The sequence below is a fragment of the Hufsiella arboris genome (genome assembly GCF_009834875.1).
In the GTDB taxonomy this organism is placed as follows: Bacteria; Bacteroidota; Bacteroidia; order Sphingobacteriales; family Sphingobacteriaceae; genus Hufsiella_A; species Hufsiella_A arboris.
On sequence record NZ_WVHT01000010.1, the window covers coordinates 126,327 to 149,243 of the forward strand.

The window sequence follows — 22,917 nt, forward strand, 5'->3', positions numbered from 1 at the left end:
AATCAGATGTAATTGACAAGCGCAAAATAGGATACTCGACCAGCAATATCAAGACCTTTAAGTGAACAATCAAAGTCCGGATGGAAATGCTGATATCATCTCACAGTTTTATACATTTACGTATGCTTCACATCTCAAAAAAAATTTGCTGCTTAATTGCCTGGGTTGCGATGTATTCCGGGGCCTCTGCCCAGGTTGCTTCGACAGATACAATTTCTCGTAAGGCATCTTCTGAGTTTCTCACTTCATTTGATGGAACTAAGATTTATTACGAGATCGCGGGAACAGGCTTTCCTGTTGTCCTCCTTCATGGTTTTACCGGGACTAGCCAGGGATGGAAGAGTACGGAACTTTATAATTCACTTTTGGAAAATGGTTACCAGGTAATAAGTCTTGATTTGAGGGGAAATGGCAAGTCGGGTAAGCCATCATCTCTAAATGGCTATCAGCACGACTCGGAGGCAAAGGATGTTATGTTACTTGCAAAGAAGCTGGCGTTAAAGCAGTATGACCTGATCGGTTATTCCCGCGGCTCGATCATCGCGGCGAGATTGTTAGTGCTGGATAAACACGTAAAAAAGGCTGTCATGGGAGGAATGGGCGATGGTTTTACAGATCCTGCCTGGCCGAGAAGAGTGATGTTTTATAAAGCATTAAGCGGTGAGCCTGCACCTGAACTGAACGGATTTATTGAATCAATCAATAAGCGCGGCCTCGACCGGCAACAGCTTGCATTTCAGCAAGGTGCCCAGCCAAGTACGTCTCCTGCGGAGCTTTCTCAAATTAAGATTCCGGTTTTATTGGTTTCCGGCGACAACGATCCGGATAATGGCTCAGTTGATAAACTGGCTGCAATGATTCCAGGATCGCAGATGAGAGTAGTTCCCGGCGACCATGATCACGCGGGAAAAACAAAAGAATTTGCAGCCGCAGTAGTCGATTTCCTGAAATAAGGCGATCGGTTCTTAAGACTTGCATATCTGCCGCTTTATATTTAAACCTCTATCAGATGAATACTAGTGTATTATTCTAACGAGAAACTCAGGGTTTCTCTTCGCCTTTCTTGCCATTTGTATTTGCCTTTTTCCTGCCGGCATCTTTAAGGGCTTTATCGATCAGCCATTCAAGCTGCCCGTTTACACTTCGGAAATCATCTGACGCCCACTTTTCCAGGGCGGCAAAAGTTTGCCCGTCTATTCTCAATACAAATGATTTTTTCTCTGCCGCCATTACAACATTTTAGGTGTTGGGATGTCTCATCCGGTCTTTAACATAATACCTTACTGGTAAAGCGTACCGGTATTTAATATTGGCGTTGCTGCTTTTTCTCCGCAAAGTACAACCATCAGGTTGCTTACCATGGCAGCTTTTTTCTCTTCATCAAGCTCTACAATTTGTTTTTTTGAAAGCTGTTCTAGAGCTAGTTCGACCATACCTACCGCTCCTTCCACAATTTTGGTCCGGGCTGCAACAATTGCCGTCGCTTGCTGGCGCTGTAACATCGCTCCGGCAATTTCAGGAGCATAGGCGAGATGGCTGATACGTGCTTCCTGGATAATTATTCCGGCTGCTGCCAACCGCTCATTTAATTCCTGTTCCAGCAAGGCGGAAACCTTTTCACCTCCGTCACGCAGCGTAATGTCGGCGTGTTCGTCTTCCATATTGTCATACGGACAGGTCGAAGCAAGATGTCTTACCGCCGCTTCACTTTGGATTTGTACATACTGTGTGTAATTCGCCACGTCAAAAGTCGACTTATATGTGTCTCTTACCTGCCATACGATTACAGTGGCTATTTCAATCGGATTTCCCATTTTGTCGTTCACTTTAAGCTGCTGCCCATTTAGATTCTGCGAGCGAAACGACATCCGGGTTGTCTGGTAAAGTGGATTTACCCATACTAATCCATTCGTTTTAATAGTTCCAACATATTTTCCAAAAAAAACACATACGCAAGCATAATTTGGATTGATCACCCTTAATCCTTTTAAAAAGAAAACAGAGAGTACTGCTAAAATTACCCCCAATACGACGATAAAGGTTGTTTGCGTTATTCCTCCGTTGACAATAAAATAACCAGCCAAACCCAATCCGATAAGTCCGAGTATCAGGATTACAAAGCCAGACATAGGTTTAAATACTTTTTCCATGAAGTTTGATATTATTTTGATATCAAACTTATATCAAATAAGATTAATAAACAAGACGTCTTTTCGACTGGCTCCAGATGTAAGGATTCTTTGTTATTTGGAATCTCGAGTCTGAAGACCTGGATAAGCTAGTTTAAGAAAGCGAGATATTGATGATCTTATACGCGTGGCAGTGTTACTCTAAAAGCAGAGCCCTTTCCAGGCGAACTTTCTACTGAAATCGTTCCCTCATTTGCTTCTGCAAATTCCTTGCACATAAACAGACCCAGGCTTGTACCGCGTTCATTGTTAGTTCCGTTGGTACTAACATTATTCATATTGAAAATTTCATTCAGACGGTCATTTTCTATGCCGATACCGTTATCTTTTACCGTAAAGCCGATATAATTTTCAGCTTTTTCAATATCGATCCAAATTTTTCCATTCGCCGGAGTGAATTTTATTGCGTTGGAAAGCAGGTTGCGGACAATGAAATCAAAATGGTCTGAGTCTGCTTTGACCATGACACCGTTACAAGTTGAGTTTTCTATTACAATAGATTTCTCTTCTGCGGCACCGGCAAGCAACATAATGTTTCGCCTGATAATTTCTGAGGGATTAAACGGCGTAATATTTAGTCTGACACCTTTTAATTGCATTTCACCCCATTTTAACAGGTTGTTAAGTGTTTCGAGGGAGGCATTGCAGGTATCCGACAGCTTTTGAATGAACACCTTTTTTTGCAAGGCATTGAGGTCGTCATCTTCCAACAGGTAAAGCAGGCTGATCACAGATGCCAGCGGAGAGCGGAGATCATGGGCAAGTACAGAAAAAAGTTTGTCCTTTACGTTGTTTGACTCCTTCAGTTCCTTATTGGCAATGTTTAACATGCCGTTGAGGTGTTTGGTCCTGTAAGCTAAAAATCCTATAAAGAAAAGGATGATCACAATTGCGCCGGTAATACCAAGAATGATGTTTTGTTTCAGCATCTGCCGGGCGTTGATGAATTGAAGTTTACGGACATTTTCTTTTGAACGGTATAGTTCGTATTGCGACTGCAGGTTGCTGATCTGCCTGGCCATTCTTTTGTAGAAAATGCTATCGCTAATCGTGTTTTGTTGTTTAGTCGTTGCGTATGCCTTTTTGAAATTGCCCTGGCTGGCATACAGCGAGGAGAGATTGCTTAAAATCTCCGTTTGTTGTTTATAGGCCTTTTTTTTGAAAGCCAATTGTAAAGCTTGCTCATAATAGCTTATGGAAGCTTTGGTGTTTGTTTGTGAAAGGATTTCGGCGAGGATGGTTAAAGTTTGCAGTTCCCTCAAATAATTATGGATTTCGCGCGCTTTTTTTAGCGAGATTAAAAGCAAATTGTTTGCTTTTTGTTTCTGCCCCTGTCGGTTATAAACCGATGCAAGATTGTTATTAAGAGTAATGTACAATCCCTGGTATTTCGGTTCGCTGCTCAAAGAAATACCTTTTTTAAGGTAGTATTTAGCTCTTTGATAATCGCCAAGTTCGCGGTATGCGACGCCGAAATTATTGTAGACATTGAGTGAAATGCTCCAAAAAGGAAGACGGTCGCTAAAAGATTGCGCAATTTTCAAGTAAACGAGAGCAGTGTCATATTTGTGCTGACCCATATATCCCTCGCCCAATGTACAGTACGCTTCCATTTGGCCCGGTTCGTTTTTACTTAGCTCACTTACTTTGAGCGCATTTAAAAAAAAACCAATGGATTTATCGAAATTCCCTTTGCGTAGTTCTACGACCCCAAGCCTGATTATTTCTGAGGCAATCCCTTTTTGGTTGCCGGATTGCCGGTAGAGCGACATTGCCTGCAGGTAATTTTTTCTTGAATCATCATACTGGCCCATATTGTCATGGATCATTCCGATCTGGTTCAGCATTTTTGCCGTGCCGTTTTGATCTTTAGTACGTTGTGCAAGCGCTAATCCTTCTTTAGCATAGTAGAGCGCAGAATCAGGGTTTTTATACCGGAGATCGTTCACCAGATGATCGTACTGATCAATTGTTAATGGCTGCGCTTTAGAATCCGGAGGAAAACCAAAGGAATAAACAGTGCAGATTGACAAGAAAATCAGAAGAAAAACGGCAAGTAAATATCTGAAGATTGGCATGAACCGGAAAGCCTGTCTGAAATTTTATTATTCTGTAATCACCTTTGTTGCGCATAAAAATACATTTTCTTCTCGCATTTTCACTATTTCACCGCTATTTGCCTCAACTGAATGACGAACAGTTAATTACAGATAAAATAAATCTTTGCTGATCATCCGGCGATAAGCCGCCGGGCAGCCAGGTGATTTTTAATCCATCCCGCTCCATTTTCCGGAAGTAAGTCATCTGCCGTTTTGCAAACTGCTGAATGGCTATGGTTAGTTGTTCCTTCAGCTGTTCGAAACTGATTTCGCCGGTAAGGTGCATTACGACAAATTTGTATTCAAGACCGTAACGAATCAATTGAGCTGCCGGAACATGTAACATCAGCGATCTCACTTCTTCGATAAGCCCTTCACTAAGGCGTTTTTCGAGGCGCATCCTGATGTTTTCACGCCGGTTTTCACGGTCAGGGTTCAGCCCGAAAACCAAAGGCCTGATCTGTGCAGTTTCAGAAGGTTTAAAATCGTTTGCCGCCAGGTATTTGGAAATTTCAATGGCGCGTATCAAGCGCTTGGCTGTCGAAACATCAGCAAGTGAAGTATAAGCATTCTCCGGCATTCCATCGAAAATAACTTTCAACTCGTCTCTTGATTTCTTTTCCAATTGTTCCCGCAGCGTGTTGTTTACAGGTATGGCGGTAAATTGATAACCGTTCAAAATAGCATCGATATAGAGTCCGCTTCCGCCGCACAAAACCGGGATTTTGCCAGATGAATAAATCTGCCGAAATATTCTTTCAAAGTCCTTCATAAACTGGTGGATATGATAGTTACTGCCTGCATCAGCTATATCTATGAGGTGGTAGGGTACCGCTATACCATTTACAACATAATCTTCGTAATCTTTCCCCGTTCCGATATTCATATCACGGTATACCTGCCTGGAATCAGCGCTGATAATTTCGGTTTGGAGTTGATAAGCCAGTTGGGCCGCCAGTCGCGTCTTACCACTGGCCGTAGGTCCAAGTATAACAATAAGGTTAAAAGAAGGGGTTAAATTCTCCGGCATGTTTGCTGCAAAGTTAAAATGATCTTTACATTTACCGCCAAAATTCAAGCTTATGATCAAACATATTGTATTCTGGAAACTGAAAGAGGAGGCGCACGGAAAAGACAGGACGGAGAATGCTATCGCTATAAAAACGATGCTGGAAGATCTTAACGGGAAAATTGCCGGACTTGTTAAACTGGAGGTAGGACTGGATTTTGTGCAGTCGCCAGACTCGGCGCATGTAGCGCTTTATTCGGAATTTGAAAGCCGCGAGGCGCTCGACTTTTATCAGCAGCATCCATTGCATAAAGCGGTGATGCCATATATTGCTGAAGCAAGGGACGAACGATTTGTGGTGGATTACGAAATTTAGGTCAGCTCACGACGATCGAGCACCCACTTCCGGCTGCCAGAATTATGAAATTTCTGAATCTTGCTTTCTGGCGGAAGCTTTTTAAGCTGATTGGAATTATAACGGCAATTCGACGAAAGATCAATAAAGAAGGGTTGCGGTTCGATAATTCCCTGGTTAGCAAAGCCAAGTTTAGAATAACTATCGCCTTCTCCCCAGTCGCGGTCGGCATAGGTCATAATATGTGCCGGCGAATATGAGGAGATGAAGTGGCCGAGCAGTTTGCTTAATCCTCCAACTACAGTGCTGCCTAATTTGCTTGTGTACCTTTCAAGTTCGTAGGAACGGTAATAAACAGGGCCATCATACATCGTCCTGCTCTTTCCGAATGTCGCTATGGCCAGCAACTGGTTCTCTTTCACAAGTCCGAATTTATAGTAAGCGGAAGTTGCGCCCTGTAAATGATTTTCGTTTAGAAACGTCGCGGTTTCGGCCATTGCTAACCTGACGATAGTTGTTTGCCTGCCATGAATCCGGTTACTGAGCCCTAATAATGCCGACAGGCGGGATATTACTTTGGGCTGCTGCTGCTCCCATTGATCCTCCCAAAGCTGAATAATTTTAAGGTTGTATTCTGCTGCCTGAACGTTTAAATCTGAAAAGTAAGATGCAGGCACACAAATCCGGGCAGCAGTAGAAAGATCAACACAGTTTATCAGGATTTTTTTTGCGGGAATATAAAAGCCGTTAAAAGGTGTTTGAAGTGGATTTTCCTTATGAAAAGTAAGGCCAGTTTGCGTAAGAAAGTTGTTAACCGAATTAATGAAATCCACGGCCAAAGATAAAGAACGCAAATAAAAAAGGTTTCCGGCAGCGCCGGAAACCTTAAGTTTTACATAGATAGAAAAATGAGAGATATGATAGACTACGCAACCATTAACTTATTCGCTTTGTTAAAGGCCGCGACAGATTGCTTGTTTGACAACTGAACTTCCTGTAAGTCCTTTTGCAGCATGTCACGTAATTGTGAATCAAAAATTTCCATCAATTTAATTGATCGTGTATTCAGTTGCTTTTTCATAATGCTTTTATATTAATCTAATTAATCGTTTTCTTCAGTTGTTAAATTATCTTTTCGACGTTCCGCCTCTTCTTTTTGTCTTACAAGCTGTTCCAGATCTCGTGTATCCGATGCTCCCTCCGGGTTAACCGGGTTATCCCAGCTTTGCTCTTCGGATTGAACTTCTTGTTCATTGTTGTCTTTATCGGGCGAAATCATATTGCTTCGTTTGATTAGATCATGTCCAACAATGTGCCAGATTGCGATATTGGATTTAAACCGTTTTTAATTCTGGTATAAATGCCTGATTTGCAGGTTGAATTTTAAAAATCATGTTTTTTTTACGGAGGAAAAGCGAATCTTTTATGTGACTTATTTTTAATAAACCTTGTATGCAGCTAACTACAATCGTATGAAATAACACACAGTTGATATGTTGAAATTTTTGACACCCTGATTTCACTTAAAGAATTAGTTTTGTGCAAACACTTTTTTATGGCCGAAAACATTGATTATAGTGAAGACAGTATCCGATCGCTGGATTGGAAAGAACATATACGCTTGCGTCCCGGGATGTACATCGGCAAATTGGGCGACGGATCTGCCTACGACGACGGTATTTACGTTTTGCTTAAAGAAATCGTCGATAATTCGATCGATGAATTTGTTATGGGCGCCGGCCGCACTATTGATATCAACTTAAGCGACCATAAAGTAACCGTGAGGGATTATGGCCGTGGAATTCCCTTGGGTAAAGTGATAGACTGTGTATCCAAGATCAATACTGGCGGTAAATATGACAGCAAGGCTTTTCAAAAATCTGTTGGTTTGAACGGGGTGGGAACGAAGGCTGTAAACGCTTTATCTACCAGTTTTACCGTGCAGTCCTACCGTGATGGCAAAACCAAGATTGCGGAATTCGAGAAAGGAGAGATCATCAGGGACGAACCAGAAAAGGAAACCACACAGCGAAACGGTACGTCGATAAACTTTTTTCCGGACGACTCGATTTTCAGGCACTACCGTTTTATACCGGAGTTCGTGGAAAACATGATCTGGAACTATGTCTTTCTTAATTCAGGTCTTACAATAAACTTTAACGGGCAGAAATATTTCTCCGAAAAGGGTCTTCACGACCTGCTTCAGCGAAACACCGATGCCGAAACAAACCGCTATCCGATCATTCATTTAAAAGGTGAAGATATTGAGATCGCTATGACACACGGCCAGCAGTATGGCGAAGAATATTACTCGTTCGTAAACGGACAGCATACAACACAAGGAGGAACGCACCAGGCCGCTTTTCGTGAAGCAGTAGTAAAAACGATCCGTGAATTTTATAAAAAAGAATTCGACGCTTCGGATGTCCGGGCGTCTATCGTGGCGGCTGTGGCTATTAAAGTGCAGGAACCTGTATTTGAGTCGCAAACTAAAACCAAGCTCGGCTCACAGAATATTGGTCCTGATGGGCCTTCGGTTCGCGGATTTATAAACGATTTTGTGAAAAAAGCGCTGGATGACTATCTGCACAAGCATCCTGAAGCTGCCGACGCAATGCTAAAGCGGATTTTGCAATCGGAGCGTGAACGTAAAGACATTGCAGGAATTAAGAAACTTGCAAACGAGCGTGCCAAAAAAGCGTCGCTTCATAACCGCAAGCTGCGTGATTGCAAGATCCATTTTGAGGATAATCACGAGCGGAAACAGGATACAACTCTTTTTATAACGGAGGGAGATTCGGCGAGCGGATCAATTACAAAGTCACGCGACGTGATGACCCAGGCGGTGTTCAGCCTAAAAGGAAAGCCACTGAATTGTTTCGGTCTTACAAAGAAAGTTGTTTACGAAAACGAAGAATTTAACCTGCTGCAGCACGCGTTGAATATTGAAGATGGCCTCGATGCATTACGTTATAATAATATCGTGATCGCTACCGATGCCGACGTTGACGGAATGCACATCCGCCTGCTGCTTATGACATTCTTCCTGCAGTTCTTCCCGGACCTTGTAAAAGCGGGGCATGTTTCGATTCTGCAAACTCCTTTATTCAGGGTGCGTAACAAAAAGGAAACGATCTATTGCTACAGCGAAGAAGAAAAACGCGCGGCGGTAAACAAGCTCGGATCTAAGCCGGAAATAACACGCTTCAAAGGATTAGGCGAGATTTCGCCTGACGAGTTTGGTCTGTTTATAGGTAAGGATATTCGCCTTGACCCAGTAATCCTGTCGAAAGAACAAAGCATAAAAAGCTTGCTGGAGTACTATATGGGAAAAAATACACCAGACCGGCAGCAACATATCATCGGCAACCTGCGTGTGGAGCTTGATATCATTGAAGAAGAAAAACCGGTATTGGCGGAAGCGGTTTAAGGCCACAGAAGTTTAGAATCCAGTCATCTCAATATCGATTTATAAGTCTTTGTGGATAAATCCATTTTAATTTCTATCTTGTTTCCCCGCTTTTATCCGGCGGGTTAACGCTTTCATGACCGAACAAGAAATTAAGATAAAATACAGGCATTATCCTTCTGTCGATGAGCTGCCTGCTGACGAAAAGCTGCTTTGCCAGGAAGCAGAGAAAGCATTAGAGACCTCGCACTCTCCTTACTCCAAATTCAGGGTTGGCACTGCTGTTAAGCTTAAAAGCGGCAGGATCATTTATGGAAGTAACCAGGAAAACGTCGCTTATCCTTCCGGGCTTTGTGCTGAACGTGTGGCTTTGTTCATGGCTGGTTCTAGTTATCCGGGTGACGATATCGTAGCGATGGCGATAACCGCTCACACAGATCTTTTCGAGCTTAAAACTCCTGTCACCTCCTGCGGTGCTTGTTTGCAGGTGATGGCTGAATACGAAAAAAAACAGGGCACGCCGTTCAGTATTCTTTTTTACAGCCTGGGGAAGGATGTTATCAAAGCGGAAGGCGTAAAAAGTTTGCTGCCCTTTATGTTTTACGAGAACGGACTGGAAAAAAGATAGGCCGTTTCGGATGAAACGGCCCGGGTTGACACTTTATCAAAAATCAACTATTGGAAGGCGCTTGAAACGTTAGTTATTTTCCATCCCTTGTCTGTTTGAGACATCGTTACATAGTCAATGCGCTCAAAATCGGTATACTTCATCGTTACTTTTACGATCACCTGGTCTGGCAATGATTCGATCATCGATGTTTTTAAATCGCAATTTTGTTCAACTCCCTGGATGTTTTTCAACGCTGATACGATCTCAGATTTGTCGTGTGTTACCACTTTTTTGCCTTGTGAGATGGTGAACTTTGCATCGTCGTCTATCACATCGGCAAGGTCCTTAATTTGGCCATGAGCAAAGGCATTGACATAAGTGTTTGCTGCATACCTCATGGTTAACTTTTCTGCTGATTTAGTTTTTTCATCTGCTTTTACAACAAAACTGCAAGCTGCCAAAGCGATAGCGACAAATGTGAATTTTAAAGTTTTCATGGTTATAGTTTTTTGGTTTTTTTCTGATTGTTTGACTAATAGACGCAGGCATTTTACCGAACGTTACACCTTGAAATGTTAAATTTTCGTTAACGTTTAAGCGGGTAAATGACTGATCAGCAGTTCGCCTGTTTTAATAAGGAGTTGGTCGGTAATAATAGCCTGTTGGGCGTTGAAATGCATTTCGACAAAAAAAGAAAAAATATTAATTTTTTTTTTGGAAAGGCCTGGCGCCGGTGTGTCATTTCCTTTGATGGGTAAAAAGCGAAGCGATTTGCGTCCCGTCGGTGTAATCTGTAGAAGCCTCAATTTTACGAAATTTGCTTCTGCCGCCAATTTAAAATGCAACGATAATTTAATCGGTCAGCGATTTATGTTGTGCTATTTGTTTGTGTGAGAACCATAGATTATAAACCCGGGTAAAGCGGTTACCCCGAGCGAAGCGTTGGCATATGCAATAGAGCGAGGAGTAGAAGCGGAACACGGGACCTGCTACTGATAGTTGTATATACCGTTCATTTTCAAATTTATGTTAACGAAAACTAACCGGGTTTCTTAAAGATTCTCACTCTTATTCAGATGTTCAGAACAAGCCATGTTAACGGGTTACTTATTAAAAGCCGATACAAAACCTACCCCTCTTTGCTAATTGTTAAAAACTCCCTTAGGCATATTTTAAACCTATCTTATATCTTTACCCATCCTAAGTTTTTTCAACCAGATGAGCGAAGATTTAAGTCAAGATCAATCCCCGGAAAAGGAAACCCTCCATAATGTCACACCGCTAAACGGTTTATATGAGAACTGGTTCCTGGACTATGCATCTTATGTTATCCTTGACCGTGCTGTACCACATATTCACGATGGTTTAAAGCCGGTTCAGCGCCGGATTCTTCATTCATTAAAGGAAATGGACGACGGCCGCTTTAATAAAGCAGCTAACGTGATCGGCAATACCATGAAGTATCACCCGCATGGCGACGCTTCTATTGGCGATGCGATGGTACAGATCGGGCAGAAAAATCTTTTGATCGATACGCAGGGAAACTGGGGCGACCCGATAACCGGCGATTCGGCGGCCGCACCGCGTTATATTGAAGCCAGACTCTCGAAGTTCGCTAACGAGGTGGTATTTAATCCGGATACAACCGAATGGCAGCTTAGCTACGACGGCCGGAACCGTGAACCGGTAACGCTCCCGGTTAAATTTCCATTATTGCTTGCACAAGGCGCGGAAGGTATCGCGGTGGGCCTTGCGACCAAGATCATGCCGCATAACTTTATCGAACTTATCGACGGGTCCATCGAAATACTGAGAGGCAATCGTCCTTCTTTACTGCCTGATTTTCCTACGGGCGGTATGGCCGATTGCTCGGCTTATAACGAAGGCTTACGTGGTGGAAAAATTCGCGTCAGGGCGAAAATCGTTGAGCGCGACAAAAAGACCCTGGCTATCACCGAAATCCCTTTTTCCACAACCACCGGCGGACTGATGGACAGCATCGTTGCCGCTAACGACAAAGGGAAGATCAAGATCAAAAAGATCGAGGATAATACAGCAAGAGACGTTGAAATTATTGTGCACCTGGCTCCCGGGATTTCGCCGGATGTGACTATTGACGCATTATATGCCTTTACGGATTGCGAGCTGTCAATCTCTCCCAATACCTGCGTGATCCGCGATGAGAAGCCTCATTTTATGAGTGTGAACGATATCCTGGTCGAGAGTACAAACAATACCCGCGAATTATTAAGGCAGGAGCTGCAGATCAGGCTTGATGAATTGAAAGAGAAAATCTTCTTCAGTTCATTGTTAAAAATATTCATCCAGGAAGGCATGTACAAGCATCCTGATTATGAAACGTCAGGCAACTTCGACAACGTAGTGGAGGTGCTGAACGGCCTCTTCGAACCTTTCTTCACGCAGTTTTACCGGCAGATCCTTCCTGAAGATTACAAAAAGCTCATCGATAAACCTATGAGCAGCATCACCCGCTTCGATGTAAAAAAAGCGGATGAGGTTATGAAAAATCTTGAAAATGAGATCAAAGAAGTAAAACACCACCTGCGGCATCTTACCGATTATGCGATCGACTGGTTCGAAATGCTGAAAAAGAAATTCGGCGAAGGCCGGCAGCGGAAAACGGAGCTTCGTACCTTCGACAGGGTAGAGGCCGCACAGGTTGCCCTGGCAAACGTAAAACTCTATGTGAACCGCACCGACGGGTTTATTGGTTCCGGTTTGCGCAAGGATGAGTTTGTGTGTGATTGCTCAGACCTGGACGAAATCATCGTTTTCAGGGAGGATGGTCGCTGTATCATCACCCGGGTGCAGGATAAAACCTTCGTTGGTAAAGATATTATTCACGTGGCGGTGTTTAAGAAAAACGACGAGCGCACGGTTTACAATATGATCTACAAAGATGGTCCGAGCGGGACCTCCTATATCAAACGATTTTCGGTTGTCGGGGTAACAAGGGATAAGGAGTATGATTTAACAAAAGGCGGAAAAGGTTCGAAAGTGCTCTATTTTACGGCTAATCCAAATGGTGAGGCTGAGGTTGTCAGCATTGCCTTGAAGCCGCATTCCAAGCTTCGCAAGCTGCAAATGGATATCGATTTCGCTGAGATCGCCATTAAGGGTCGTGGCTCAATGGGTAATATCGTAAGCAAGTACCCGCTTAAGAAGATAACCTTAAAATCGAAGGGCGTCTCAACACTATCAGGCCGGAAAATATGGTATGATGAAATCCTGAAACGTCTCAATGTCGACGGCCGCGGCAAATACCTTGGCGAGTTTGACGGGGACGATAAAATTCTGACAGTTCTGTCAAACGGCAGTTATGAACTGAGCAGTTTCGATCTCTCGAATCACTTTGACGACAAGATGATCCTCATTGAAAAGTATAATCCGGAAAAAGTATACACGATCATACATTTTGAAGGGAAGGCGAAGAATTATTTCGTTAAACGCTTCCTGTTTGAGAATACGGCGATCGGAAAACAGACGAGCCTGATCAGCGATGAGGCAGGATCAAAGCTTGTATTAATCTCCGGCGCATCGCAACCCGTAGTAAAAGTGGATCAGCTAAAAGGAAAAACTCAAACGCCGGAAAATGTTGAACTGAACCTGGCCGACCTGATCGACGTAAAAGGCATGAAAGCTATGGGGAATCGCCTTTCGCAGCACGAGGTGCAGACGATTGAGTTGTTAACCGAACATGACGACGCGGAGGACGTGCCGGACCCTGTAGCGGAAGTTTCGTTAGAGGAGGCTGTCGAATCGGAACTGCAGGATGAAAAAGCCGAGCAGGATGTACCGCAGAAAGATGAAGAAAAGCAAGATCCGGCAGCAGAAGCTTCCGAAAAGCCCGCTAAAAAAGTTGATTTTGAAATCACCAATCCTGACGATATCGAAATAGATGATTCGGGCCAGTTAGGACTCTTTTAATACCAAACCTTATCACAGGGCTCTTTCTTAGGGAGTAGCCCGGGAATTTTAATGAATTTGAACCTGAAGCCGCTTTATCTGCTGGCGGCGTTTTTCCTGTTTTTTTGTTCTGCGCATGCGGATACGTTCGTCGTGACCAGCAATGCCGACTCCGGTCCCGGAACTTTGCGTGAAGCCCTGACGCTGGCAGCTGCTAACGGTTCGGCGGTTAAGGATTATATTAATTTCAATTTACCAGGAAGTACGGAAGCGGACAGAACGATTGTACTTCTTTCTGAACTGGATAATATTTCATCAAATTTAGTAATCGATGGTTCGACACAGCCTGGCGTAGCTTTAGGTATAACAGATGCAAGAATCGAATTAAAAGCTGCTCCAAACTTCATTTCATCAGCAATATCTAACGTCGTAACGGGTATCAGAATTTATAACGTTAACGATATTGAACTTTACAGTCTTTATTTTAGGGGCTTTAACCAATCAAATATGGGTAGCCGCGGTACAAATATCATTGCAGGACTCTATGTTCAGTCTGTTACCAATCTCTTTTTAGGAAATTCGGGACATAAGGGTAACGTATTTGGCGATAATGATTACTCTGTAATAGGAGGTGCCAGAAATGTAGTTGTAAAATCTAATCTTCTGGGATTCGATATTTTAGGACAAGTAGTACCAAGTAAAGCAAATTCAACCTTTACATTTTCTGATTTAAATTTCGGTGGTGATCTGCCAGAAGATCAAAATATTCTAAGCAAATGGATCGGGATATCAGGGGATAATGTTATTATAAAAAACATTAATAAAATCCCTCCATTCACTTTGCCGCTTACTTTTATGAACCTTAATTACGATCCGCGTATTTATATTAATGGCGGTAGTAATATTACATTTAAAGATAATACCCTTAATTTCATTTATCTGGGTTATACAACTAATTTCAATGTGGTTGGTAACAAACTTTCAAATAACGGATTTATTTCTGTGTTTAATTCTAATTATGGAATTATAGGGGGCAGCAGTGTTAATGAAGAAAATATTATTAACTATGGTCCTGGAATATTAAACACAAACAGCAAAAATATCCAAGTGCTTCATAACAGTATTATTTGTACTACAAATGCCTATCAGATAACTAATAATATTTCTACTCCGGAAATCAAAGTCCTCATCCATTCCACCACCGAATTTTCCGGTACCGCCACGCCCGGCTCGATCGTTAATATTTACGAAGACAATTCAAACTGTTCCATTTGCAACCCCGTGGCCTTTTACCAGCAGGTAATCGCCGACGCCAGCGGAAACTGGAAGATCACAGGCAGTTTCGCAACCAAGCGTTTCGTAGCAAACGCGACTTTTAACAATAACTCGTCAGAATTCACTCAGCCGCGGATAGACAATGATCCGGTTTACCAGGTGATCAGTCAGCCCACCTGCGGTTTGAATAATGGAAGCATCCGGCTTGATAATTTGCATAACGTTTTGCTGGTCGAATGGTATAATAACAATTCGCAAAATACCGTAATCGCTACAGGAGAAGAACTTCAAAACGTAGGTCCCGGAACCTATTTTGCAAAACTCCACAACGGAGCTTGCCAGATTCGAAGTCCTTCCTATACGCTCACCAATGTCACTCCTGCAATATCCGCAAATTCGTTAACGGTAACTCAGCCTTCTTGCTCGTTGAGTAGCGGCTCGATCAACGGATTGACGGCAAGTAATTTCCAGGCGGATATTGTAACTTATAGCTGGAAAGACCAGGACGGCAATGTCGTAGGAAATACCGCTAATCTCACGCAAGTCGGCGCGGGGCAATATACACTCTACGCTTCGGCTAAAGGTTGTACCGTTCCATACGGCCCTGTTGTTCTCCAAAATATTCCGGGCCCGGAAATTGATGTTTCAAATGTTCGTATATTGCCCGGCCTCTGCGGAAATGCTACCGGTTCTATTACGGGTGTTTCAACCAGGGGGACAGGTACTTTGGCTTATCAATGGAAGCACGAAGACGGAACAAATATCGCAGGCGCGACCAATACTGATCTGACTAATGCTTTGGCAGGGAAGTATATCCTGCAGGTGAGTGATCAAAGTATTTGTTCTCCAAAATTGTCGTCGCCGATCGAGGTTCCTGAGCTGGGTACAATCACGATAACCGAATCTGCCGCACAATTACGGCAGGCGCAATGCGATGGGGCCTTAGGATCAATTACAGGATTTGCCGTTAGCGGAGCAGATCGCTACGAGTGGATCTCTGCGAATGGACAATCTATAATTACGTCATCGGCGGACCTCGTCCATGCTGCACCTGGCAAATATCATCTCAAAGCTTCAAACGCGTATTGCGAGGCGTTCAGCGGGGAGTACGAAATATACGCTCCGATCGCTATTGACCAGTCGGCGGTTACAATTAAAGATGATGAATGCGGCAACTCTGTCGGCTTGATCAGTGGCATCAATGTCACAGGCGGAAAGCCACCATTTACATTCAAATGGACAGATGCTTCGGGGGCTCTCTTAAACAGGCCTAACTCACCTAATGTTAATTCTCTCAGCGCCGGTACTTACACCTTAACCGTGTCCGACGCAGGTGGAAGTTGCCCGGTCAACGCAACGTTCGCGGTATCAAACTATAGGCCAGGTATCGATCTTTCATCAATGCTTGTGCAAACAGCCCGATGCGGCAAAAATGGGTCGATCAGGAGTATCCGGGCAACCGGAAAAGGTGCAATAACATATACCTGGAAAAGAGAAGACGGAACTATTGTAAGCACGAACACCGTTGCGGAACTATTGAATGCAAGTCCGGGTAAATATATCCTTGAGGTCAAAGACCAAAGTTCTTGTCCGCCTTTGCAAAGTGCTGCTATTGAAATTCCGGACCTCGGAAGTATTGCAATTTCATCATCGAATGTTCAATTGCAGCATCCCGATTGCAATCACCCATCCGGTGCAATAAACGGGCTGGCTATTACCGGCGCCACAAAATATGAATGGATAGATCAGAACGGTACCTCAATTATTACACCGACGCCGAACCTGTATAATGTTAATCCGGGGAAATACTATTTGAAAGCCTCCAATCAATATTGCGATGCTGTCAGCGATGTTTATGAGATTTTAGAACCGCTTGAACTTGTTGTGAGGCATTTAAAGAAACAGGACGACGAATGCGGACATTCATCGGGATCTATAAAGGGCCTCGAAGTAACAGGAGGGCAGCCCCCATATTCTTTTACCTGGCTTGATGCCGACCAGCAATTAATCTCGACATCGGCCTCTTCAGCGGATATAAGCGGCCTGAAGGAAGGTGCTTACAATCTGATGATCACAGACAGCAGAAGAGCTTGCCAGTTGGGAATACAATTCCAGGTGAAAAATTCACAAAGCGTAGTTCCGGCGCCTTCTGCGAATGATACGCAGATCTGTTCAGCCGGTACTGCAGTGATCGCGGTAAATGCTCCTACCGCTGGTTCGTACCGCTTGTATGATGCAAAGGAGAGTGGCAAACTACTGGATGAAAATACGACAGGAACCTTCCTTGTTGATGTAAAAAGCAGTACGAAATTTTACCTTCGCGCCGTTGACGGAAGCTGTGAAAGTGCGACGGTGCAGGTTAACGTTTCCGTAAGTTCTGACGTCAAAATACCTAATACCATCACGCCGAACGGCGACGGAATTAATGATACCTGGATGATCGCTCATATCGAGAATTATCCCGGCATTAATGTCAAGGTGTTTAACCGTTATGGTTCCGTCGTTTTTAGTTCGACAGGATATAAGACACCATTTGATGGTTCGCGGAACGGACAGCCGCTTTCGGCTGGCGTTTATTATTATATCATCGACTTAAAGAAAGATTGTAAATCGCTGACGGGAAGTTTGACAGTTTTAAGATAATGACCAAGAATTTGCTTACAAATCTTAATAGAGCTTTTCAATGTGCACCAGCTTTCCGTCGTTGTTAATCCCTTCAAGTACCAGCCTGAACTCCCGGGCGGAATCGTTGTTATAAAAATGAACATCAAAAGTCCGGCTATTTTTATCCAGGATAATGTTTGGATTCCAATAAAGCGTTGTTCGGTTGTCAACCGTTTTTAAGTCGACAGCTGTTGCATAGTCCGGTGAGAAAAATTCTTTTGCCGGAGTGTATCCCTGCAAAATTGCGTCAGGTTTTTTGTTTCCTGAATCAAAATCATACCCTTTTCCTCTTTTTGTATAAAAAGCAATGGCACCACCTTCTACGCTGCCTCCGGGACTAAAAAAGGAACCAAATGGCGGTGGATAGATTTTCACATATTCAAAATCTGATATCGGAATGCTGCTTACATCGCTAAAAGACGATTGAAAATTATCGAGAAAAATCCGAACACCATATTGCCGCCAAGATATTGAACCATTTATTATTTTTATTCCCGGCATTTTTCCACGAACGTATTCTAATGCGGAAAGATAATTTATCCGTTGCGGATCCTGGCTGATAATAAAGCTCGTCGATACACCGGCATCGGGTAGCCCTGCGGCATATTCCTTGTCAAGTTTTTCTATTAACGTCGGCGCTTTAGCAGTTACTTTTACTTCTTTTAACATGCTGCCCGTCTTTCTTCGCGTCTTATCTTCAGTAAGGCGTATCGAGTCGATTTTAGGAAATCGACTGGGCGCATAAATTGAATTTGCTACCGCATTATTGAAATCGGGTTGATTGTAGCCAGTTATCAGTCCGTTGGTTAAAGTTGCTTGTATTTTATCCGGAGGTGTGAACTTCCTGTCCGGTTTAAAGAAGAAACTCGCATCTCCGTAAAATATGAGTCCGCTTTTTTGAAACTTTCCGTTTTTTAACTGCACCGGTACGAAGGTCGAATTGGAGTCGGGTGTTGAGATTATCATGCTGAGCGTCTGGTCGGCAAGCGGCTTTTTTGCCGAAGTAATGTTGCCTGTAACGTCTAAAAAATCGTCCTCAATAAGCGAATTGCTTTTATCAGGATTTGCAAATCGGTCATATTTTCTCCAGCCATGCGTTAGCATTAACAGGTCGAGATTTTTTGTTACGCTGTCAGACCGGTTGACGAAGTAATAATAAGGGTTCACTATTTTGCCTCTCAGATCGCCGGTTAACAGCAAGCCGGATACAATATTGTCCTGCAAGGGGTGGTATTTATCCTGCCCAGCATCAACTATTGAGACTGACAAATTAGTTCGGACAGAGTCAGTTGTTGTGATGCTCAACGCGTTTAAAGCTCGCTTTCTGGTGTTGATCGGTTGGGAATTAATCGTAACATCCGATTTGTAATTATCGTTATTTACAAAAGTGATCCGTTCGGCAACAGGTTTTGAGGAACGATCCAATACCGTGATTGTAAGAATTCCGGTTGGTAAATTTTGTGTCGGAACCACGCCGTTGATAGCTAAATCATTGGTTAGGTCAGCGTCTGCTTTATAAACAACCGAACCATTTAGCGTAGCAACAAGCATGAAATGATTATCAGACCCCTCTTGTTTTTCTGAACGGAATAAAAAGAACTTTTTGCCTTTGTCTATGTCGTTTACATGCAGTACAATTCCCGCCGGCTTTACAAGCGGTAATGCGGTTTCGTACCTGAACCCGGCCTTATCATACCATGATGCTTTGTATGTTTCCCCATCTTTGGGCGTTAGCGCAAATATTCCCATTCCATCGTGAGTGGTTGAGAATTTTGCCGCCACTGAGTCTGTACCGCTTATGATTGTTCCGTGTCCATCAACCGGAAGTCCATTGGGATTTGCGATCTTAAAGGCAACAATTGAAGGCAAGCCTGCAACCATATCGCCTCCTTCCGGAAAAAAACGGATAAGCGATCGCCCGGGTGCTTCTTTGTCGGCAGTCGGCTTTCGGCTAATAACATTAATTGGCTTGAGATAGACAAAATCCGGAGAGTTACGGAGGATCGAAGCGGTGTATGCCCGGCAGTATATTTTCCCGGGCAAGCTGTCAGGTATGACTACGCTGCCGGAAGCTGTGGATTCGAAAATTGGAGCGGTAACCCTCGCAATTGCTTGTCCGCTTTCATTAAGCAATTCCAGGTAAAACGACTTGCTTTGCCTTGACCTTCCTGAATTATCGAACAGGTAAGCCTTAAACCAGATCGTATCAGCGGCCTGGTAAAAGTTTTGGTTGTAATGGATATAGATTTTTTCAGCTCCTGTCGTTTGGCTTTTTAGCGCCGGTTTATCGTCAATTGTTTGTGAATAGCAGCGAAACGCCAAAACCGGCAAAATTAAGATCACGAAGAAAATGTATTTTCTCATTAACGATTTTTCGTTTTCATTGGTTACTCCCGCATTTGCAAGGCCAATGAAAGTAATAATTAATTAAGCTAATGTGAATATTTAAAGTTGAATATTTTAAATTTTTAACAATGACGCAACTTGTAGAGCCAAGTTGACGGTTTTGAGATAGCTGAATCATCGAATCTTTTCTTGCCGATTTTTTACTCCCGACTCATTTTAACTGGTCGCTGATATGGAAATAGTCAAAATCGACAAAGCCTCCTTCAGATTTTGAAGCGTAATTAAATAATCCAAACCGGTAACCGATAAAGTGCGGCAGGGTATATGCCATCTGTAAGGGCTGTCCAATCTTTGTCCAGTTCTTGCCGTCAAGACTGTAATAGAAATTGCCTTTATCGGTCAGATTTCTAAAGTCGCAGTCAACCTTTAGGTATATGATTTTTTGGGAAAGCGGAACAGTTTGAAGTTCTTCAGGCGCTCCCTTTTCTGCGCTTACCATTACGATCGATTTTTTTCCAGCCCCAGCTTTTACACCGACCCAGCCAAATTTCTTTTGAAAAAGGGTGATGCCGGCCATATCGCCGTCTTTCATGTTCGTGACATCCATGGATGTGGACGCGGAACATTGCGGTCCGAATGTGCGCTGTGTCAGTATATTCTTTACAAAAAACAGGGACGTATCAACTCGCCCGGTCGTTAGTCGCAGGTATCCCGGCCGTTTAGTAAGCGACCAGAGCGAATCAACCTGGTTATGGTTCCATTGCCAGGCGAGGGTAAGTGCGGGTTCTCCTTTATGTCGGCTAAATTCATCCGGCTGGACGATACTCCCAATAATTCCTTTGCTCGCCGGTAAAGCGATTGTGTCAGGAGCTTTACCGTTCACTCCCAGTACAGGCCAGTCATTTTCCCATTTCACCGGAACCATGTACGGTACTCGCCCGACAGACCCATAATCCCTGAACAGGTACGCATACCAGTCGCCTTTCGGTGTGCTGATCAGGCCGCCTTGTGCCACGCCCTTATCCTGTAAAGCCACCCGGCCCTCATATGGACCGGTGATTTTATCGGCGCAATGAATAAGAACGGTTCGCATACCGCCGCGGGGCCAGTCGATATTAAAGAGGTAATATTTCCCGTTTATCTTAAACAATTGTGAACCCTCGGCCGGCAGACCACGATCTGGTCCGGCCGGCGCATCTGCATTTTCAATGAGAACCTGCGGTGTGGTTCCCGGTTTAATTCCCGATAGGTCCGCGCTGAGTTCCGCGATCATGATTTTGCCGCTTCCGTAAACCATATAGATTTTGCCATCGTCATCAAAAAACAATGAATGGTCGTGTAACATCGGTTTGAATGATACCGCTTTCCAGGGCCCTTTTTCAATGTTCGTTGTTGAGTAGATGTATGTTTTGCCGGTAGAACCGGAGAATGTAGTTACATAAAATATACCTTTATGGTAACGGAGGCTGCTTGCCCATGATCCGCTTCCATAAGCGCTTTTCCCGTTGTCCAGGTTGAGTGCATCATTGCTTTCCAACACATCATAAGCATAGCCCACCATTTTCCAGTTCACTAAATCCTTCGATTTCATGATCGGAACACCCGGGTTCATGTGGGTGGTCGTACTGCTCATGTAGTATGTGTCGCCGACACGGATCATTGAGAGATCGGGAACATCCGCGTATAAGATCGGGTTTGTTGCCTGAGCAAAGCAAAAGCTTAGGGAAAAACTAAAAATGAGACTTAGAAAAATGTGTTTAAATCTTGCTTTCATACTTACAAACGGTTTAGGCGGGGTGATCTTAAACGTTTTGAACTAATTGGCTGCTAATGCGAAGATGAATATAATACAGGAAATAGCAGGTAACGAAGGTAATACATGAGCCGGCAGTTAATTCAGTGCGATAAGGGTAAGGCTTTCTGAAGTATAAAATGCTTTTGCATGCTCTCTCCTTCGTACCTGCTTCGGCTTTTGAGCCCGAAAGACGTAAGATACCCGAAGAAGAACCCTTTCAGATGCCTTACTGGCATGATTGGTTGTTTGCTCAGAAACCGTTCGGACAGCCTTTGTCTTTACGCATGAAATCAGCAATAGCTGTGTGATAAACAGATCTGTTTGCCTGAACTTTGGTACGGTAAACAGCTGCCCGCTGCGGATCGCTGATCACGGAACGGGCATAGGCCACGGCATCTTTAAAGCGGTTCTTTTCCGCCAGTTGAGCTGGGCTTGGTATGACTTCGCTCATGTCCGGGTAGGCGGTAAGGATTGTTTTACCCCGCCAGTGTTTTACGACAACTTTCTTATCATATTGGCCGGCGTATTTTGGATCGATTGGTTCGTGATGAATGCCCATAAATGTTGTTGAGATTATACCCGAAGTAAAGGGCAGGATAACAATAATCCTACAACTACCGGTTGTAAATAAGAACTTACGGTTATAATTACAGAGAATCTTTCTTTTAGAACTGGTTTAAAACTCAGCGGCCAAACGGCCGGGACCGAAAATTGTCGACAGTTTGTTGCTTTAAAAAAACGCAGGTTTTCGCTCTTTTTGAGACCTGTATGAGAAGGGTTGACCTTGTGTTAAGGTTGTGTTGGGGAAGCCCCAAAAGAAATGCTGATTTCGGGGTCTAAAATCTATTGATTTACACATCATCTCAAAAGACCCGGAACACGAAAAGACAGAGACTTGCAAGGTCTCTGAATGGTTTTCATATAGTCACTGTCCATGAACTTCGTGATTTCGGAAGCTTCCTTAATATATTATCTTTGAGAACAATTTAATACAATTGTGATAAGGTTTAGGTGAACCCGACGGTAATCGTCGGTTTTTTTGTTTTAGCTTAAGCTAAAGTTTTCAGTATGCGCCGGGCTTAAATAAGCCTTTTCAATAATGGGTCGAAATTACGAGCTGCAGTCTGCTTTCAGCACCACATTATAAAATCACCATTGGTTTGACTTTTTATCACTACCCGGTTCCTCCCTTGAGGGAGGTTAGGTGGGTGAGTTGGGAGTACCCGTCTGACGGCTCAG

17 protein-coding genes are annotated in these 22,917 nt (G+C 43.5%); 6 read left to right on the forward strand and 11 right to left on the reverse strand.

Annotated features, from left to right (window positions below; translation table 11 throughout):
* The first annotated feature begins 122 nt into the window (after positions 1 to 122).
* Positions 123 to 953, forward strand: coding sequence for an alpha/beta fold hydrolase (locus GS399_RS17970; protein WP_202409502.1), 831 nt, complete (start codon positions 123 to 125; stop codon positions 951 to 953).
* A gap of 88 nt (positions 954 to 1,041) precedes the next feature.
* Here GS399_RS17970 and GS399_RS17975 read toward each other — a convergent pair whose 3' ends face one another.
* From GS399_RS17975 to miaA, 4 genes are all read right to left on the reverse strand, one after another.
* Positions 1,042 to 1,230, reverse strand: coding sequence for a type II toxin-antitoxin system antitoxin (locus tag GS399_RS17975; RefSeq protein ID WP_160846043.1), 189 nt, complete (start codon positions 1,228 to 1,230; stop codon positions 1,042 to 1,044).
* Positions 1,231 to 1,280: 50 nt separating this feature from the next.
* Positions 1,281 to 2,150, reverse strand: coding sequence for an SPFH domain-containing protein (locus tag GS399_RS17980; protein ID WP_160846044.1), 870 nt, complete (start codon positions 2,148 to 2,150; stop codon positions 1,281 to 1,283).
* 158 nt (positions 2,151 to 2,308) lie between these two features.
* Positions 2,309 to 4,267 (reverse strand): tetratricopeptide repeat-containing sensor histidine kinase, encoded by a 1,959-nt coding sequence (locus tag GS399_RS17985; protein WP_160846045.1) that lies wholly within the window; start codon positions 4,265 to 4,267, stop codon positions 2,309 to 2,311.
* 103 nt (positions 4,268 to 4,370) lie between these two features.
* Positions 4,371 to 5,318 carry a tRNA (adenosine(37)-N6)-dimethylallyltransferase MiaA gene (gene miaA, locus GS399_RS17990; protein ID WP_160846046.1) on the reverse strand — a complete coding sequence of 316 codons (948 nt, stop codon included), beginning with the start codon at positions 5,316 to 5,318 and terminating at the stop codon, positions 4,371 to 4,373.
* 52 nt (positions 5,319 to 5,370) lie between these two features.
* Here miaA and GS399_RS17995 point away from each other — a divergent pair, with 52 nt between their 5' ends.
* Positions 5,371 to 5,673 (forward strand): Dabb family protein, encoded by a 303-nt coding sequence (locus GS399_RS17995; protein ID WP_160846047.1) that lies wholly within the window; start codon positions 5,371 to 5,373, stop codon positions 5,671 to 5,673.
* Here the strand turns inward: GS399_RS17995 and GS399_RS18000 are convergent.
* The 3 genes from GS399_RS18000 to GS399_RS18010 all read right to left on the reverse strand — a co-directional run bounded on the left by GS399_RS18000 (position 5,670) and on the right by GS399_RS18010 (position 6,931).
* Positions 5,670 to 6,485, reverse strand: a complete 816-nt coding sequence (locus GS399_RS18000) for a hypothetical protein (RefSeq protein ID WP_160846048.1) — start codon at positions 6,483 to 6,485, stop codon at positions 5,670 to 5,672. The two genes, GS399_RS17995 and GS399_RS18000, sit on opposite strands and share 4 nt — an antisense overlap.
* 92 nt (positions 6,486 to 6,577) lie before the next feature.
* A complete protein-coding gene (locus GS399_RS18005) occupies positions 6,578 to 6,733 on the reverse strand; it encodes a hypothetical protein (RefSeq protein WP_160846049.1) in 156 nt (51 codons plus the stop codon).
* 21 nt (positions 6,734 to 6,754) lie between these two features.
* Complete coding sequence (locus GS399_RS18010) at positions 6,755 to 6,931, reverse strand: hypothetical protein (protein ID WP_160846050.1); 177 nt, start codon at positions 6,929 to 6,931, stop codon at positions 6,755 to 6,757.
* Between the two features lie 276 nt (positions 6,932 to 7,207).
* Between GS399_RS18010 and GS399_RS18015 the strand changes: the two genes are divergently transcribed.
* Positions 7,208 to 9,082, forward strand: coding sequence for a DNA topoisomerase IV subunit B (locus GS399_RS18015; protein ID WP_160846051.1), 1,875 nt, complete (start codon positions 7,208 to 7,210; stop codon positions 9,080 to 9,082).
* Positions 9,083 to 9,197: 115 nt separating this feature from the next.
* Positions 9,198 to 9,689 (forward strand): cytidine deaminase, encoded by a 492-nt coding sequence (locus GS399_RS18020; RefSeq protein WP_160846052.1) that lies wholly within the window; start codon positions 9,198 to 9,200, stop codon positions 9,687 to 9,689.
* Between the two features lie 47 nt (positions 9,690 to 9,736).
* On the opposite strand, the gene GS399_RS18025 is transcribed toward GS399_RS18020, so the two are convergent.
* Complete coding sequence (locus GS399_RS18025; RefSeq protein ID WP_160846053.1) at positions 9,737 to 10,168, reverse strand: nuclear transport factor 2 family protein; 432 nt, start codon at positions 10,166 to 10,168, stop codon at positions 9,737 to 9,739.
* 721 nt (positions 10,169 to 10,889) lie between these two features.
* Here GS399_RS18025 and GS399_RS18030 point away from each other — a divergent pair.
* Entirely contained in the window at positions 10,890 to 13,619 is a 2,730-nt protein-coding gene (locus GS399_RS18030) for a DNA gyrase/topoisomerase IV subunit A (RefSeq protein WP_160846054.1), read from the forward strand.
* A gap of 51 nt (positions 13,620 to 13,670) precedes the next feature.
* On the forward strand, positions 13,671 to 17,516 hold the full coding sequence (locus GS399_RS18035; RefSeq protein WP_160846055.1) for a T9SS type B sorting domain-containing protein: 3,846 nt from the start codon (positions 13,671 to 13,673) through the stop codon (positions 17,514 to 17,516).
* A 24-nt stretch (positions 17,517 to 17,540) separates the two neighbouring features.
* Here the strand turns inward: GS399_RS18035 and GS399_RS18040 are convergent, their stop codons facing one another.
* From GS399_RS18040 to GS399_RS18050, 3 genes are all read right to left on the reverse strand, one after another.
* Positions 17,541 to 19,901, reverse strand: coding sequence for a hypothetical protein (locus tag GS399_RS18040; RefSeq protein ID WP_160846056.1), 2,361 nt, complete (start codon positions 19,899 to 19,901; stop codon positions 17,541 to 17,543).
* A gap of 193 nt (positions 19,902 to 20,094) precedes the next feature.
* Positions 20,095 to 21,657, reverse strand: a complete 1,563-nt coding sequence (locus GS399_RS18045; protein ID WP_160846057.1) for a glycoside hydrolase family 43 protein — start codon at positions 21,655 to 21,657, stop codon at positions 20,095 to 20,097.
* 271 nt (positions 21,658 to 21,928) lie between these two features.
* Complete coding sequence (locus tag GS399_RS18050) at positions 21,929 to 22,237, reverse strand: hypothetical protein (RefSeq protein WP_160846058.1); 309 nt, start codon at positions 22,235 to 22,237, stop codon at positions 21,929 to 21,931.
* Positions 22,238 to 22,917 lie beyond the last annotated feature (680 nt).

Coding starts and splice junctions, on each gene's coding strand:
- GS399_RS17970 (WP_202409502.1), top strand. CDS start 123: ATGCTTCACATCTCAAAAAAAATTTGCTGCTTAATTGCCTGGGTTGCG.
- GS399_RS17975 (WP_160846043.1), bottom strand. CDS start 1,230: ATGGCGGCAGAGAAAAAATCATTTGTATTGAGAATAGACGGGCAAACT.
- GS399_RS17980 (WP_160846044.1), bottom strand. CDS start 2,150: ATGGAAAAAGTATTTAAACCTATGTCTGGCTTTGTAATCCTGATACTC.
- GS399_RS17985 (WP_160846045.1), bottom strand. CDS start 4,267: ATGCCAATCTTCAGATATTTACTTGCCGTTTTTCTTCTGATTTTCTTG.
- miaA (WP_160846046.1), bottom strand. CDS start 5,318: ATGCCGGAGAATTTAACCCCTTCTTTTAACCTTATTGTTATACTTGGA.
- GS399_RS17995 (WP_160846047.1), top strand. CDS start 5,371: ATGATCAAACATATTGTATTCTGGAAACTGAAAGAGGAGGCGCACGGA.
- GS399_RS18005 (WP_160846049.1), bottom strand. CDS start 6,733: ATGAAAAAGCAACTGAATACACGATCAATTAAATTGATGGAAATTTTT.
- GS399_RS18010 (WP_160846050.1), bottom strand. CDS start 6,931: ATGATTTCGCCCGATAAAGACAACAATGAACAAGAAGTTCAATCCGAA.
- GS399_RS18015 (WP_160846051.1), top strand. CDS start 7,208: ATGGCCGAAAACATTGATTATAGTGAAGACAGTATCCGATCGCTGGAT.
- GS399_RS18020 (WP_160846052.1), top strand. CDS start 9,198: ATGACCGAACAAGAAATTAAGATAAAATACAGGCATTATCCTTCTGTC.
- GS399_RS18025 (WP_160846053.1), bottom strand. CDS start 10,168: ATGAAAACTTTAAAATTCACATTTGTCGCTATCGCTTTGGCAGCTTGC.
- GS399_RS18030 (WP_160846054.1), top strand. CDS start 10,890: ATGAGCGAAGATTTAAGTCAAGATCAATCCCCGGAAAAGGAAACCCTC.
- GS399_RS18035 (WP_160846055.1), top strand. CDS start 13,671: ATGAATTTGAACCTGAAGCCGCTTTATCTGCTGGCGGCGTTTTTCCTG.
- GS399_RS18040 (WP_160846056.1), bottom strand. CDS start 19,901: ATGAGAAAATACATTTTCTTCGTGATCTTAATTTTGCCGGTTTTGGCG.
- GS399_RS18045 (WP_160846057.1), bottom strand. CDS start 21,657: ATGAAAGCAAGATTTAAACACATTTTTCTAAGTCTCATTTTTAGTTTT.
- GS399_RS18050 (WP_160846058.1), bottom strand. CDS start 22,237: ATGGGCATTCATCACGAACCAATCGATCCAAAATACGCCGGCCAATAT.